Source organism: Lawsonibacter asaccharolyticus (assembly GCF_022453915.1).
Classification (GTDB): domain Bacteria; phylum Bacillota; class Clostridia; order Oscillospirales; family Oscillospiraceae; genus Lawsonibacter; species Lawsonibacter asaccharolyticus.
In genome coordinates this window covers 2,655,581-2,670,656 of record NZ_CP091870.1, presented here as the reverse complement: position 1 = coordinate 2,670,656, position 15,076 = coordinate 2,655,581, and the positions used below count along the sequence as shown (strand labels likewise).

General features: G+C 58.9%; 13 protein-coding genes. 9 read left to right on the top strand and 4 right to left on the bottom strand.

What is annotated here, in order from left to right:
- Positions 1-57: 57 nt before the first annotated feature.
- On the bottom strand, positions 58-2,490 hold the full coding sequence (locus tag L9O85_RS12825; protein WP_301578836.1) for an ATP-dependent Clp protease ATP-binding subunit: 2,433 nt from the start codon (positions 2,488-2,490) through the stop codon (positions 58-60).
- A gap of 115 nt (positions 2,491-2,605) precedes the next feature.
- Here L9O85_RS12825 and L9O85_RS12820 point away from each other — a divergent pair, with 115 nt between their 5' ends.
- From L9O85_RS12820 to L9O85_RS12800, 5 genes are all read left to right on the top strand, one after another.
- The gene (locus tag L9O85_RS12820) at positions 2,606-2,776 is read left to right on the top strand and encodes a DUF362 domain-containing protein (RefSeq protein WP_050625401.1); all 171 of its coding nucleotides are present in this window, start codon (positions 2,606-2,608) and stop codon (positions 2,774-2,776) included.
- A 248-nt stretch (positions 2,777-3,024) separates the two neighbouring features.
- Positions 3,025-3,465 (top strand): ACT domain-containing protein, encoded by a 441-nt coding sequence (locus L9O85_RS12815; protein ID WP_077138704.1) that lies wholly within the window; start codon positions 3,025-3,027, stop codon positions 3,463-3,465.
- 49 nt (positions 3,466-3,514) lie between these two features.
- The gene (locus L9O85_RS12810) at positions 3,515-4,726 is read left to right on the top strand and encodes a homoserine dehydrogenase (RefSeq protein ID WP_276756485.1); all 1,212 of its coding nucleotides are present in this window, start codon (positions 3,515-3,517) and stop codon (positions 4,724-4,726) included.
- Between the two features lie 77 nt (positions 4,727-4,803).
- Positions 4,804-6,030 carry an aspartate kinase gene (locus L9O85_RS12805; RefSeq protein WP_301578834.1) on the top strand — a complete coding sequence of 409 codons (1,227 nt, stop codon included), beginning with the start codon at positions 4,804-4,806 and terminating at the stop codon, positions 6,028-6,030.
- A 288-nt stretch (positions 6,031-6,318) separates the two neighbouring features.
- A complete protein-coding gene (locus L9O85_RS12800; RefSeq protein ID WP_050623417.1) occupies positions 6,319-7,122 on the top strand; it encodes a hypothetical protein in 804 nt (267 codons plus the stop codon).
- 309 nt (positions 7,123-7,431) lie between these two features.
- On the opposite strand, the gene L9O85_RS12795 is transcribed toward L9O85_RS12800, so the two are convergent.
- The gene (locus L9O85_RS12795) at positions 7,432-8,253 is read right to left on the bottom strand and encodes a MerR family transcriptional regulator (RefSeq protein WP_108980528.1); all 822 of its coding nucleotides are present in this window, start codon (positions 8,251-8,253) and stop codon (positions 7,432-7,434) included.
- A gap of 85 nt (positions 8,254-8,338) precedes the next feature.
- Here L9O85_RS12795 and L9O85_RS12790 point away from each other — a divergent pair, with 85 nt between their 5' ends.
- Both L9O85_RS12790 and L9O85_RS12785 read left to right on the top strand, forming a co-directional pair.
- On the top strand, positions 8,339-9,670 hold the full coding sequence (locus L9O85_RS12790) for an MATE family efflux transporter (RefSeq protein WP_276756487.1): 1,332 nt from the start codon (positions 8,339-8,341) through the stop codon (positions 9,668-9,670).
- A 15-nt stretch (positions 9,671-9,685) separates the two neighbouring features.
- The gene (locus L9O85_RS12785) at positions 9,686-10,108 is read left to right on the top strand and encodes an MFS transporter (protein WP_108980529.1); all 423 of its coding nucleotides are present in this window, start codon (positions 9,686-9,688) and stop codon (positions 10,106-10,108) included.
- 402 nt (positions 10,109-10,510) lie between these two features.
- Here the strand turns inward: L9O85_RS12785 and L9O85_RS12780 are convergent, their stop codons facing one another.
- The gene (locus tag L9O85_RS12780) at positions 10,511-11,845 is read right to left on the bottom strand and encodes an MATE family efflux transporter (RefSeq protein WP_157954711.1); all 1,335 of its coding nucleotides are present in this window, start codon (positions 11,843-11,845) and stop codon (positions 10,511-10,513) included.
- Positions 11,846-11,883: 38 nt separating this feature from the next.
- The gene (locus L9O85_RS12775; RefSeq protein ID WP_050623422.1) at positions 11,884-12,447 is read right to left on the bottom strand and encodes a GNAT family N-acetyltransferase; all 564 of its coding nucleotides are present in this window, start codon (positions 12,445-12,447) and stop codon (positions 11,884-11,886) included.
- 376 nt (positions 12,448-12,823) lie between these two features.
- On the opposite strand from L9O85_RS12775, the gene L9O85_RS12770 reads away from it, so the two are divergent.
- Both L9O85_RS12770 and L9O85_RS12765 read left to right on the top strand, forming a co-directional pair.
- Positions 12,824-13,132, top strand: coding sequence for a hypothetical protein (locus L9O85_RS12770; RefSeq protein ID WP_133248297.1), 309 nt, complete (start codon positions 12,824-12,826; stop codon positions 13,130-13,132).
- Complete coding sequence (locus L9O85_RS12765; RefSeq protein WP_108980532.1) at positions 13,132-15,072, top strand: V-type ATP synthase subunit I; 1,941 nt, start codon at positions 13,132-13,134, stop codon at positions 15,070-15,072. The genes L9O85_RS12770 and L9O85_RS12765 overlap by 1 nt, the downstream gene beginning before the upstream one ends.
- The last annotated feature ends 4 nt before the right edge of the window (positions 15,073-15,076 follow it).

Genomic DNA, 15,076 nt, shown 5'->3' with positions numbered 1-15,076 from the left:
GGGCATTATACCACAAAAGAAAAGGAAAGGAAAGAGAAAATTGTGCAATATTTCCGTTCATTTCGGGGAAACTGGGCGAACTGTGACCTTGCCTTGGGAGACGGAGACCTGGAGCGTGTCTCCGGGTACCAGGGCACCCCGCAGCACCAGGTCTGCGGCGGGGTCCTCCACCAGGGAGGAGACCGCGCGGCGCAGAGGGCGGGCGCCGTACTCCCGGTCCCCGCCGCTGCGGGCCAGCAGTTCCACCGCACCCTCCTCCGCAGACAGAGAGACGCCCAGCTCCGCCAGGCGAGCCCCCGCCTGGTCCAGCAGCTGCCGGGTGATGGAGACCAAGGAAGTGTGGTCCAGTGGGTGGAAGACAAGGGCGGCGTCCAGACGGTTGAGGAACTCCGGGGGAAAGGACTTCCGTGCGTCGGCCAGCACCTCCCGCTCCAGGGCGGTCCGGTCCCCCTCAGGGCCGGGGGAGAAGCCCAGGCCGGGTCCCCGCACGAAGCGTTGGGAACCCAGGTTGGAGGTCATGACCAGCACGGTGTTGCGGAAATCCGTTTTGCGGCCCCGGCTGTCGGTAAGCACCCCCTCCTCCATCACCTGGAGCAGGATGGACCAGATATCCCGATGGGCCTTCTCCAGCTCGTCCAGCAGCACCACGGACCAGGGGGAGCGGCGCACTGCCTCGGTGAGCTGTCCGCCGTCCTCATGGCCCACATAGCCCGGTGGGGAGCCGATGAGGCGGGAGACGGAGTGGGGTTCCATATACTCCGACATGTCGAAGCGGATCAGGGCGTCCTGACTGCCGAAGAGGACAGCGGCCAGGGCCCGGCACAGCTGGGTCTTGCCCACGCCGCTGGGACCCAGGAGGAGGAAGCAGCCGGTGGGCCGGCGGCCGTCTTTTAGTCCCAGCCGTCCCCGTCGGATGGCTCGGGCCACCTGTTCCACTGCGGCATCTTGGCCCAGCAGCTGCCCGCGCAGATGGTCCTCCAGCTCCAAAAGGGCCCGGCGGTCCCCATCGTCCAGATCGGTGACCGGCACCCCGGTCCATTGGGAGAGGACCTCCCGGATGTGGCAGGGCTCCACCGAGCGCCGCTCCTGGCTGGCCTGCCAGGCCCGGCGGGAGTGATTCAGCTCCTCCCGAAAATCCTCCTCCGCGTCCCGGAGCATGGCTGCCTGCTCGAAGTCCTGGGCCCGGATGGCCTCACGCAGCTGGCGGCCGGTCTGGACGGCCCGGAGCTCCAGGGCTTGGAGCTCCGGGGGGAGGGAGCGCCCGGCCAGCCGGGCCCGGCTGGCCGCCTCGTCCACCAGGTCGATGGCCTTGTCCGGGAGAAAGCGCTGGGGCAGATAGCGGCAGGACAGGTCCACCGCCGCCTCCAGGGCCTCATCGGAGATGGAGAGGTGGTGGTGCCCCTCGTATCGGCCCCGAAGGCCCTGGAGGATGGCCAGGGCCTGGTCACGGGTGGGCTCCCGGACCGTGACGGGCTGGAAGCGGCGCTCCAGGGCGGCGTCCTTCTCGATATAGCGCTGATACTCGTCCAGTGTGGTGGCCCCCAGCACCTGGAGCTCCCCACGGGACAGAGCGGGCTTCAGGATGTTGGCGGCGTCGATGGCCCCCTCCGCGCTCCCCGCCCCCACGATGGTGTGCAGCTCATCGATGAAGAGGATGATGTTGCCTGCCCGGCGGACCTCCTCCAGCACGTGTTTGAGCTTCTCCTCGAACTCCCCACGGTACTTGGTGCCCGCCACCATGGCGCATAGGTCCAGAGCGCACACACGCCTGCCCAGCAGGTGGGAGGGGGCGGTGCCATCAGCGATGGCCAGGGCCAGCCCCTCCACAATGGCAGTCTTTCCCACGCCTGGTTCCCCGATGAGGGCGGGGTTGTTCTTGGTCCGCCGGGACAGGATCTGGATCACCCGGGTCAGTTCCTCCTCCCGGCCGATCACCGGGTCCAGCTGTCCGTCGGCAGCCATCCGGGTCAAGTCCCGGGCGCACTGGTCCAGCAGGCGGGTATCGGTGCTGCGCTCCGGTTCCCGGGGTCGGACGGAGCGGGTGGGGAGTTCCTCGCCCCCCAGAAAGGCTGCCAGTCCCTGGGAGAGCTGGTCCAGATCCGCCCCCTGCTCCGCCATAAGGCGGCAGGCGGCGCACTCACGGTCCTGGAGCAGACCCAGCAGCAGGTGCTCCGCGCTGACAGTGTTCTGCCCCAGGCGGCGGGAGGCGGCCGCTGCCTGCTGGATGGCCAGGCAGCACTTGGGGGTCAGGCCCTGGTGGAGGGACCGGGCGGGCACGCCGGTGCCCACCAGCTGGGAGATGGCGGAGCGCAGGGAGCGGCTGTCCACCCCGCTGCTCTGAAGGGACCGGGCGGCGGCGCTGTACTCCTGGCTGGCCAGACCCAGCAGCAGGTGCTCGCTGCCCACATAGCTGTGCCCAAGCCGGGCGGCGTTCTCCTGGGCCAGCCGCAGGGCGCCCAAGGCGGTGGAGGTAAAGCGGCATTCTGGCATACATATCACCTCTGGATAGGTTTTCCTCTCAGTATTTCCAATTTCAAAAAAATTATCATTGCATTTTTCAAAACTTGTGATAAAATGAGACTAGATTTTTATGGAGGTGTTTCCCATGGCTTACAAGATTAGCGATGCCTGCATCAGCTGCGGCTCCTGCGCCGACGGCTGCCCTGTGGGTGCGATTTCTCAGGGCGATTCCCAGTATGTCATCAGCGAGGATGCCTGCATCGACTGCGGCGCTTGCTCTGACACCTGCCCTGTGGGTGCCATTTCCCAGGGCTGATTGGCAACAAAAAAACAGCGCCGGCGTGTGCGGCGCTGTTTTTTTATGCTCAAAAGGGCCTGAAAAGCAGGAGACTGTGTAATATGACGGATATTTTCGGCGGGACGGGAAGAAAATCTCTATTTTTCGTCAAAGATTTCATTGAAGCGGTCCGCCGGGTGTGTTACAATGGACCACAACACAAGAACAAATGCCCTTGCAACACGGACACGGGGCGGGGATGACGCATAGTCTGGAGGGAGACGCAGTTGAGCGGAGGGGCGAAGTACTTTATCGTGGAGGCAGAGGCCATGCCGGAGATCATTCGGAAAGTGGCGGAGGCCAAGCGCCTGTTAGAGACCGGGGAGAAGACCACGGTGAACGGCGCGGCCCGGGAGGTGGGCATCAGCCGGAGCGCGTTCTATAAGTATAAGGACGCGGTGCATCCCTTTCAGGATATGCTCCACGGCAGGATCGTCACGCTCCAGACCGTACTGCGGGATGAGCCCGGCGTGCTCTCCGGCGTGTTGAACGTGTTCGCCGGTACAGGCATCAATATTCTGACCATCAATCAGAACATCCCGGTCAACGGCTGTGCGGTGGTGACCATCACGGCGGAGACCTCCGCCCTGCGGCGCTCCCTGGAGGAGCTGCTGGCCGCCGCGGGGGGCAGCCCCGGCGTGCTGCGCTGTGAGATCCTGGCCGGATAACGGGCCGTGTTTTTAGATTATCGTGGAAGAGATTCATGAGGTGAACGGAATGGTAAATGTTGCGATCTTAGGCTTTGGCACTGTGGGCTCCGGCGTGGCAGAGGTGCTCACCACCAACGGCGGGCTGATCGACCAGCGGGTGGAGAATCTGGTGCGGCTGAAATATATCCTGGATGTGCGGGATTTCCCGGACAGCCCGTACCGGGACTGCTTCGTCAAGGACTTTGGGGTCATCGAGAGCGACCCCGAGGTGGACATCGTAGTGGAGACTATCGGCGGCGCCACGGTGGCGCTGGACTTTACCACCCGGGCGCTGAAAGCGGGCAAGAGCGTGGTCTCCTCCAATAAGGAGCTGGTGGCCACCCACGGCTATGAGCTGCTCCAGCTGGCCCGGGAGCACGGGGTCAGCTATCTGTTCGAGGCCAGCGTGGGCGGGGGCATCCCTATCCTGCGGCCCCTGACCTCCTGCTTGGCAGCCAACGAGCTCAGCCAGGTCACCGGCATCCTCAACGGCACCACCAACTATATCCTTACCCGGATGATCAAGGCGGGCCTCACCTTCGAGCAGGCGCTGAAGGAGGCACAGGAGAACGGTTACGCGGAGCGGGACCCCTCCGCCGACGTAGACGGACACGACGCCTGCCGGAAGATCTGCATCCTGGCAGCCCTGGCCTTCGGGCAGCACGTCTACCCTGACCAGGTGCCCACCCAGGGCATCCGGGGCGTCACCCTGGCCGATGTGGCCTATGCCGACTCCTGCGGCTATAAGATCAAGCTGCTGGGCCGGGCCATCCGGGAGGGGGAGGGAAAGCTCTGCGCCTTTGTGGCCCCCCATCTGGTGCCCGCCTCCAACCCCCTGTCCGGGGTGGAGGACGTGTTCAACGCCATTTCCGTCACCGGAAACGCCATCGGCGACGTGATGTTTTATGGCCGGGGGGCGGGCAAGCTGCCCACGGCTTCCGCCGTGGTGGCCGATGTCATCGACATCGCCAAGGATCTGAAGACTGCCCGGTGTGCGGTCTGGGGACCCGGGTCCCGGGACCTGGTGGTCAGTTCCGACATCCTCAGCTCCCGCTGGTATGTCCGGGGGACGGCCTCCATGGACAAAGTCCGGGCCGCCTTCGGGGAGATCAGCCCCCTGGCAAGGGGAGGTGCGCCTGCCGGGGAGACCGCTTTCCTGACCGCACCCATGACGGAGCCCCAGGTCCGGGCCAGGCTGGAGGGGATGGAGCTCCACTCCCTTATCCGGGTGCTGGAGTGAGGAACGCCGCCGGCATAGAATGGTGTGCAGAGTCCTGCGCGCTGATCGAGAATTGACCTTTAGGGGGAAACAGATATATGGCATTGATCGTACAAAAATTCGGCGGCAGCTCCGTCGCCGACACGGCCCGCATCCGGAATGTGGCCCGGATCATCACGGAGACATATCGCAAAGGAAACAACGTGGTGGTGGTCCTGTCCGCCCAGGGGGACACCACCGATGACCTGATTGCCAAGGCGGAAGAGATCAACCCCGGAGCCTCCCGCCGGGAGATGGACATGCTGCTGGCCACTGGAGAACAGATCTCCATCTCCCTGTGCGCCATGGCCATCGAAGCTCTGGGGTATCCTGTGATCTCTCTCACTGGCTGGCAGGCGGGGATGCTCACCAACTCCGCTTACGGCAGTGCCCGGATCAAGCGCATCCGCACCGACCGCATACAGACTGAGCTGGACGCCCGGAAGATCGTCCTGGTGGCCGGCTTCCAGGGCATCAATAAGTATGATGACATCACTACCCTGGGACGGGGCGGCTCCGACACCTCGGCGGTGGCTCTGGCCGCCTCCCTCCATGCAGATCTGTGTCAGATCTACACCGATGTGGACGGCGTGTACACCGCCGATCCCCGCTCGGTCACCGGAGCGAGAAAGCTGGAAGAGATCACCTATGACGAGATGCTGGAACTGGCCAGCCTGGGGGCGCAGGTGCTGCACAACCGCTCGGTGGAAATGGCCAAGCGATACAACGTCAATCTGGAGGTTCTCTCCAGCTTCACCGGGAATCCGGGTACGAAAGTTAAGGAGGTCGTAAAAAACATGGAAAAATCCCACGTCAGCGGTGTGGCGAAAGATAAAAATGTGGCCCGGCTGGCCTTGGTGGGCCTGGCCGACGAGCCCGGGATCGCCTTTAAGATCTTCTCTCTCTTGGCAAAGAACCGGATCAACGTAGACATCATCCTCCAGTCCATTGGACGGGACAGCAGCAAGGATATCAGCTTCACCGTGGCCCGGGGCGACACTGAACGGGCCAAGGCGCTGCTGGAAGAGCACAGGGAGGCCATCGGCTTCCGGGAGATCGAAGTGAATGAGCAGGTGGCCAAGGTCTCCATCGTGGGGGCCGGGATGGTAAACAACCCCGGTGTGGCCGCCAAGATGTTTGAGGCCCTCTACGGTGCCAGCGTGAACATCAACATGATCTCCACCAGCGAGATCAAGGTCTCTGTCCTGGTGAATGAGCGGGACGCAGACCGGGCGGTCCAGGCCATCCACGACCGCTTCTTCAACGAATTTGGAGGCAACGCCTGAACAGGCGTCAAAGCGATGCAGCCCCCCTCATGGCCCGGTCCCGGGCCGCGAGGGGGTGCCCTGTTTTCAGGTTTTCGCCCGTTTTTGCCGGAAAAATCCTTTTTTAGCTTGCAATATTTGTGCCGGTCTGGTAAAATAATAACTCGACTGGATATTCTTTTCCCATCCAGTCTGTTTTATCCCCCCGCCGGGAGGCAGACGGAACGGGATGCGGGCTGACTGAAAACGAGAATCTCAGGGTTGCCGCCCAAGGGCGCCCCTGCTGCAAGTAAGGAGAGAATCATCGCAATGGACAAGAATCAGAGAGAAGAGCGGCGCCGTCAGGAGGATATCGCACTGAACCGGGGCTTGCTCTGGGTCGGGGCGGCCATCCTGATGGAGCTGCTTTTGATGCTGGTCAATAAATACTATATCAACTACTACTCCACGGTGGAGTCCATCAATATGGTCTACGCCTTTGACGCGGGCCTGAAGGCGGTGCGCATCGTGGCGCTGATAGCCCTGGCGGCCTCCGCAGTGTGGTGCTTCCTGCGCTTCTCCCGGGAGGGGCGCACCGGCACCATGCCCCTGGTCCTGGTGGCCGCTTTCAGCGCGGTGACGGCCATCGCCCATATCACGATCTGTTTTAAGGACGCCGGCGTCCGCATGCTGTTCCTGCTGGTGCCTGCCTGGGCCGCCCTGGCGCTGGTGTACTACCTGTATCAGCGGGAGTTCTTTTACTCCGCCTTCTATACCGGTCTGGGCACCATGCTCCTGTGGATGCTGCGCCACAAGGACAGCACAGTGGACCCCTCCTCCTCCCGGCTGACTACGTACGTGTTCCTGGCCATCGTGGCCATCCTGATGGTGCTGGGGCTGGTGATGCTGCTCCAGGCCAGGAAGAACGGCGGCGTGTGGAGCCTGGCGGGCCGTGAGGTCCGTGTCCTTCCCGCAGAGGCTGGATACTCCCTGATCTTCCTGACCCTGGCCGTCAATGTGGTGGCGGTAGCCGCCGCCGCAGTGATGGGCGGAAATGTGGGCTACTATCTGATTTATGTGCTGGTGGCCTGGCTCTTCGCTCTGCTGGTGTATTACACCGTCAAAATGATGTAAGAGCGGCCTGAGGAAAAGTAAGGCTGCGGTGTGCTTTGACGCCTCCGTAGAAAAGTGTCAGGAGACGCCTATACTGTGTGGTCAGCAAGTGAAATGTGGAAATTTAAAGAGGGACTATCGGTGAAAAGCCGATAGTCCCTCTTTTTGTGCTGCATTGGGCACAGATAGAGCCGGAATACAAGAAATGCCGGCTGTCAAAGGAGGCTTCTCCTGGCAGACGACGTTTCATTGTCCTTTTGGAAGATATTTCTTTTGTCAATGCTCATGTGCGGTAAAGCAGCACATAAGGATTTGACAGACAGCCTCCCACTATTCCGGCTTAATGGGAATTTCAATTTGAGTGATATAATCGTCTATACTATCAATAACCAACTCATTGATCCCCGTTTCATAAGCATAGCCACACAGAGTTGTCCCTTGCTTTTTTGCGTAGGCAAGGATTTCTTTGTATCTTTCGGGAAGCTTTTCCCAATTTCCCTTACAAAAAGCCCTTAGGTATGTTCCGGCAGGCTGCAGATGCAGTCCTCTTTTGGAAACAGGAAAAGGCATTTCAATATATATGGCACTATACTCGCTGAATTTTCCTTGATATAAATGCTCCACTGGAAGCATGGCACCATAGGAAGCGTCATGCAGACGGCGAAGTTGGTGTTTTTTTGTTTCGGCAATGACCCGTTCAATTTCTTGTTCAAATGATAAGTTTTCAGCCATATCAACAGCCACCAAATAGCGGCTCTGCTTTTCCACAAGGCTGATTTCTGCAATATCCAAAGAGCGCAGCATATCCATATCCTGCTGCTGGTTGATCAGAATTTTTTGGATAGATCTCAAATGGGAAATGGTTTGATTTAATTCTGTGATTTTTTCTTGCAAAAGAGAAGCGAAGTTATCAATGGTACGGTTTTCCATAAATTGTTTGATTTCATCAAGAGATACATTTAACTCCCGCAGCATTAAAATGGTTTCCAGTGCCGCACTCTGCTGGTAGCTGTAATACCGATAGCCGTTTTCCTTAATACAGGCAGGTTTCAGCAGACCGATCTCATCATACCACATCAAAGTTTTTTTGTTGATTTCATGGAGCGCCGCAAACTGCCCTATGGTAAACAGTGCAGCTTTTTCTTTCAGCATTTTTGAAGATCCCCCTTGACTGTACTGTTACTGTACGGTTTATTATATAAAATGTTCAGAGAAAAAACAAGGAGGATCTTTATTTATGCTGAGCGAGAACGCATACAGCCGCCCGGTAACATTAAAAAATGTTTTGAGATTTGCTGTCCCGACTATCGTTATGACGGTATTCATGTCCTTTTATACCATGGTGGACGGTCTGTTTGTATCCAATCTGATTGGTACAGATGCACTGTCCGCAGTCAATTTGACCGCCCCGATTATTTCACTGGTAACTGCCATCTCTACCATGCTTGCTACGGGTGGAAGCGCTGTCATTATGAGAAAGGTAGGAGAGCAAAAAGCAAGGGAAGCAAATGAGGACTTCACATTTCTAATTGTTGTGAATGTGATCGTAGGGCTTGTCATGTCCGTTTTAGGTTATCTTGTCATGGACGGCATCTTTGGAAGCATGAACCTTTCGCCGGTTGTATTTGATCACTGCCACGATTATTTGAGCCGCTATTTGATTTTCACAATCCCTATCCTGCTGATGAATAACTTTACCCTTTATATGATCGCCGCCGGGAAGTCAGATCTTTCTATGGTCTGCTCCATTACAGGCGGCGTGTTGAATATGGTCCTTGACTATGTTTTGATCGCTGTACTTGATATGGGGATTGCGGGGGCGGCGATTGCCACCGGCTTGGGGTATTCTGTTACGGCGGTAGTGGGAATTGTGCTGTTTTCCAAGAAAAACAGCCTGCTTCATTTTGTAAAGCCGGTATGCCGGAGGAAAACTTTGTGGGAAGCTGCCACAAATGGCAGTTCGGAAATGGCGACCGCCTTAGTGACAGGTATCGTTACTATGATGTTTAACTGGACAATGCTGAAATATGTAGGGGAAAACGGCGTAGCAGCCATTACCATCATTATGTATGTGCTGATGTTCGCCACTTCTCTCTATACCGGCTATTCCTACGGAGTCGCGCCTATGATCAGTTTTTACTATGGCGAACAAAATCATGGAAAATTAAAAAAGCTGATACGTATGAGCTTGAAGATCATCAGCGTGATCGCTGCTGTGACCCTCATCGCTTCGCTGGTCGTTACAGAGCCGCTTGTCTCGGTGTTCGCCCGCCCAGATAACCCAGTATATGATTTGGCGGTTACAGGAAACCGTATCTGTTCCTTTGCCCTTATCTTTATCGGCTTTAATGTTTTTGCCAGCGGAATGTTTACGGCGTTATCCAACGGGCTGATCTCAGCGGTGCTTGCTTTTTCACGCTCCTTTGTATTCATGGTGATCGCTATGCTGATACTTCCCGCACTTTTCGGCGTAACAGGTGTGTGGTTTGCGACACCCGCTGCGGAGTTTGCGGCGATCTGCCTATCTCTTATTATGTTTGGCAGATACCAAAAGAAATATGGATATTAACAGGAACGATCATTTATGATGTGGATTTTTGGAATTGTCTTGATTTCAGGCATGAAAGCGCTTTTATGCAAGGGATTTTCGTTAGGAGGGTTTCTGCTGCTGTTTTGGATCAAAGGCAGACAGCTCCGATTTAACTCTGACGAGTGGGATAGCTTTTTCATTTCACTTCCGGAAAGAAAGCTGCAAAAGTATGTTATCTGTATCTATCTGGTGGCTGCTATGTTCTCTTCGTTTATCAGTTATTTCATTCTTGAGTTGACTGGATACCGGAATAGCATTGGAATAGCGATATTGATCTTTGCAGTTGGGGTACTGATCACAGCCTGCAAATGGCATACAAAAGAAAGGGACTATCTGCTCAGACGGTATCGAGAAATACCAGACACGATCCTTGAAAGACAGAAGCAAGAAACGGAGGAAATAGAAAAAAGTGAGTGAACTGATTACTGAAGGGAATATCAGAAAGCAGACTGTTCTTGAAGCGCATAGCAGCTAAGGTGTTATGCGGGCGTCGGCTCGATCAGCATATTTGAAAGAATATTTGCTTGCCTTGGTTGCAATAGGAATGAGTTTGTCTGGCATTTCCCAGGAGCTTAAACTCAAAAGAGCCCAGTAAACAGCGGACCTGCCTGAGCCAGTCAGCACGGCAAGTAAATGGGGCTGCGCTCACCGCTGACAGCCCCGTCTGCCCTCGCCGCCTGCCAGGTGTGAGATCCAACTGGCCGATCTGTATCCTGCCCCGTGGATAAAACGGACAAAGACTCTTAGACCATCACTTATCTGTTCCATTGTTAATATGTGACATGTTAACGGGGAAATTGAGATCGCAGAGAGCGCCGTTCAGAGGAGCTGTTTTTGAATTGTGCGGCGGTAGAGGAGTGCGGCGGCAAAGCAGGAGATCAGCTCCGAGAGGGGAAAGGCGGCCCAGACCAGGGCCGGCTTCAGGGCCAGCAGAAGGGCAGCGGCGGGGAGCAGGAGCAGGATCTGGCGCAGCAGGGCCACCAGAAGAGACCAGCGGCTGCGGCCCAGGGATTGAAAGGCGGAGCAGAAGATAATGCTGGTCCCGGCGAAGAAAAAGGAGAGGGCGATGATCCGCAGAGCGGGGGCCCCCATGGCCAGGGCCTCGGGGCTCGCCCGGAAGGCGGAGCGGAGCAGGGGGGAGGCCAGCAGGGAGAGCAGCAGGGCCCCGGACAGGGAGAGGACGGCGGTGAACTGCTGGCCAAAACGGACAGAGGCTGACACGCGCCGGAGTGCCCCGGACCCGTAGTTATAGCTCAAAATAGGGATCAGGCCGCTGCTGATGCCGAATATGGGCATGAAGATAAAGGTCTGGAGCTTGAAGTAGGCGCCCAGTACAAAGACCGCGGACTCGGACCACCGGGTCAGCAGCTGGTTCAGCCCCAGGGACATGAAGCTGCTCAGCGACTGCATCACCACGGCGGGGGCGGCGACGCGGCCCATCTCAGCCAGCATTTCCCCCCGGGGGCGGAAGCCCCGCAGGCGGATGGGGAGCTGGCGCCGGAGGCGGTACACCAGCCAGAAGCCGATCAACGCGCCGGAGATCTGACCGATGACCGTGGCTGCCGCGGCCCCCGCAACTCCAAGGTCCAGGACGAAGATGAAGATAGGGTCCAGGATCAGGTTGAGGATGGCACCCGAGCCCTGCACGATCATGAAGCCGGCGGGGCGGCCCATGGCCTGAAGAATGCGCTCCGTCAAAAACTGCATGCAGGTGCCGATGGACAGTCCGCAGCAGATCAGCAGGTACTGGGCCCCCTGCCGGGCGACGGAGGGGTCCTCTGTGGAGAGGCGCAGGAAGGGGGCGGCCCCTGTCAGGGCGAAAAGAAGGAAGAGGAGCCAGCAGAGTCCATAAAGGAAAAACCCGTGACAGACCGCAGAAGCAGCCTGTTCCTGGTCTCCCTCCCCCAGCCGGCGGGAGAAAATGGCGCTGAAGCCCACCCCGATGCCAGAGCAGAAGGCCACCAGCAGCATCTGGATGGGGTAGGCGTAAGAGAGGGCCAGAAAGGCCTCGTCGCTGTACTGGGCCACATAGACGCTGTCCACCAGATTGTAGACGGCACTGATGAGCATGGACAGCATGATGGGCAGGGACATAGTCACCACCAAACGGGGCACCGGCATGGCGCCCAGCATACCGTCATTGGACTGCCGCACAGAGCTCTCACCTCCTGTTTTACCGATGTGGGGCGGCATCATGGCAGGGAACGGGTGTAGCGCAGGTCCACGCAGATGGTGTCCGGCGGGAAGGGGATGTCCTCGTGGGTCCCGTCCCAGGCAAACCCCATTTTTTCGTAGAAGCGGCGGGCGTTTTCATTCTCCCGCAGGACAAAGAGAAAGACCTGAAGATAGCCCTGGCCGCTCAGGCGGCGGAGGACTTCCTCCATGAGCTTGGTGCCATAGCCCTTCCTTTTATGGTCTGGGTGGGTATAAAAGGAGATGATCTCTCCCCAGCCCTCATATCCTCGGGAGTTGAACTTGCACACCGTACCTGCTTGGAGACCTGCATCGATCCGGGCGGGGCCGAAGGTGGCACAGCAGACGGGAATATCCTCATCGTATAATAGAAGGAGTTGATTGCGATTTGTTTTCAGATTTTCCCGGAATGTGGGGACCCAGCGGTCATCGGTGATCTCCCGGGCCATGAAGTCGGCGGGGATGGCGCCGGCGTAGGTGGTCCGCCAGCCCAGGGCGTGGATCAGGGACAGGGCGGCGAACTGCTCCTCTGTGCGGGCCTCTTCAAAATGAAGGCGGGACATGGACAGCGCTCCTTTCAGAATGTTCTGCTCTACTGTCTTCGATTATATCCGTCCGATTCCCGGTTGGCAAGGAGGAAAGCGCCGCTGGGCCCCCGCCGCCGAAGGGGAGGCCGGCCCCGGAAGGCAGAAAAACTGGACAGAAGGTGGAAATTGTACAAAAAGTCCTGAAAAAGGGGTGGAACGGGAAAAAGGCATACAATATATCCACCTTTTTGGAAAAAATGAGAGGTGAAAGAAGAATGAAATGGGAGGGAAATAAGAAAAAAAGGAAAATTCCCCTTGCTTTTTTGGACAAATTCACATAGTATTGGAGCAGATACCCCCACAGCAGGTCCGCTGCGTTGAGATGGGGGAAGCGGGTGGTGAGAATATGGAAATGGACTCCATTCAAAAGGTAGCCGGCGCAGAGCAGGAGAGCCAGGAGCGCCGGGAGGCGGCCGCGGCGGAGAGCCGGCGGACCGTGGCTGAGGCCCGGAAGGCAGCTGAAGAGCTGCTGGAGGAGGCCCGCCGCCAGGCGGGGGCTGAGACCCGGCAGATGCTGGCCCGGGCGGAGGCGGACGCCGCGGAGGAGACGAAGACCATCCTGGCGGAGGCGGAGCAGCGCTGCCAGGCGCTGAAGCAGAACGCCCGGACCCGTCTGGATCAGGCGGCGAAGCGCATCGTGGAAGGGGTAGTGAAGGGCTGATGGCGATCGTCAAAATGAAGCATCTGCGCCTGGCGGCCATGCAGTCGGACCGGGAGGCCCTGCTGCGGCTGCTTCAGGGGATGGGCTGCTTGGAGATCGAAGAGCCGTCGGTGGACTGGAGCGATCCGGAGTGGGCCGGGCTGAAGAGCCCGGACAGCGGGGCGCTCTCCGCCGCCCGGGAGGAGAAAAACGCAGCCCAGCACGCCCTGGAGGTGCTCAAGCGCTACGCAAAGGTGAAGGGGGGCCTCCTGAGCCCCAGGCCGGTGGTCTCCCCCCAGCAGTTTTTTGAGGAGCAGGCGTACCGAAGCGCCCTGGAGACCGCCAGAGCCATCAATGATGGGGAGCGGGAGCTGGCGGCGCTGAAGGCGGAGCGGGACAAGCGGGCTGCCCAGCGGGCCTCCCTGGCACCGTGGATCCCCCTGGAGCTCCCCCTTGACACGGCCTCCACCCGGGAGGTGGAGGTGCAGTTCGGCACGGTATCGGCGGAGACCCCCTTCCCCCAGCTGGCGGGGGAGGTGCAGGCAGTGAGTGAGCTGGCCCAGTTGACGCTGGCCAGCGCAGACCGGGAAAACCAGTATCTGCTGCTGATCTGCCACCGCTCCGCCTTGGACGAGGTGCTGGAGAAGCTGAAGGAGCACGGCTGGTCCCGGGCAGTGTTCCGGGATCTGACAGGCACGGCGGCAGACAACGACCGCCGGCTGGAGCAGGAGATGGAGGAGCTGTCTCAGCGCAGGGCGGAGCAGGAGCGGCGGATCGCCGCCCAGGCCGGCCAGCGGGAGGCGCTGAAGCGGGCGGTGGACCGAGCCTCGGTGGAGATCGACCGTGAGGAGGGCAAGAGCCGCCTGGTGGAGACCCAGGTGGCCTTCTTCCTGGAGGGCTGGGTGCCGGAGGAGCGCTGGGACCAGCTGCGGCAGGCCCTGTCCGACTACCCCTGTGCCTGGGAGGTCCGGGACCCAGAGCCGGAGGAATATCCCCAGGTGCCGGTGCAGCTGAAAAACAACTGGCTCACCCGGCCGCTGAACATGGTCACGGAGATGTATTCCCTGCCTGCCTACGGAAGCGTGGACCCAAACCCCCTGATGGCCCCCTTCTTTATCCTGTTTTACGGCATCATGATGGCGGACATGGGCTATGGCCTGCTGATGATGCTGGCCTCGGTGGTGGTCCTGCGCCGGATGAGACCCAAGGGCACCATGAGCCACTTCTTCGGTCTGCTGGGACTGTGCGGCGTCAGTACCTTTTTGATGGGGGCGGTCACGGGAGGCTTTTTCGGTGACATGATCCCTCAGGTGCTGAAGATCCTGAATCCGGAGAGCACCTTCGTCTGGTTCTGGCCGCCCCTGTTCACCCCCCTGGATGACACCCTGATGATCCTGGTGGGGGCCATGGCCCTGGGTTTGATTCAAATCGTCACGGGCATGGCCATCAGCTTCATCAAAAAGATCAGGGAGGGGCAGATTCTGGATGCGGTATGGGAGGAGCTGACCTGGTGGATCGTCTTTGCCGGTCTGGCCCTGGCAGTGCTGGGGGTGACCAACGTGGTCATCATCCTGGGCGGCGTCATGGTGCTGGTGGGCTCGGGCTGGAACGCCAAGGGCTTCGGTAAGGTGACCGCCGTGTTCGGCTCCCTGTATAACCATGTGACCGGGTACTTTGGGGACATCCTCTCCTATTCTCGTCTCATGGCCCTGATGCTGGCAGGCAGCGTCATCGCCCAGGTGTTCAATACTCTGGGCGCGATCCCGGGCAACCTGGTGATCTTTTTCATCATCTCCTTGGCAGGCAATGCCTTGAACTTTGCCTTGAATCTGCTGGGCTGCTATGTGCATGACCTGCGTCTGCAGTGCCTGGAGTATTTTGGAAAGTTCTATCAGGATGGCGGAAAGCCTTTCCGGCCTATGGCGGTGAACACCCGGTATGTGGATATCAAAGAACAATGATTTG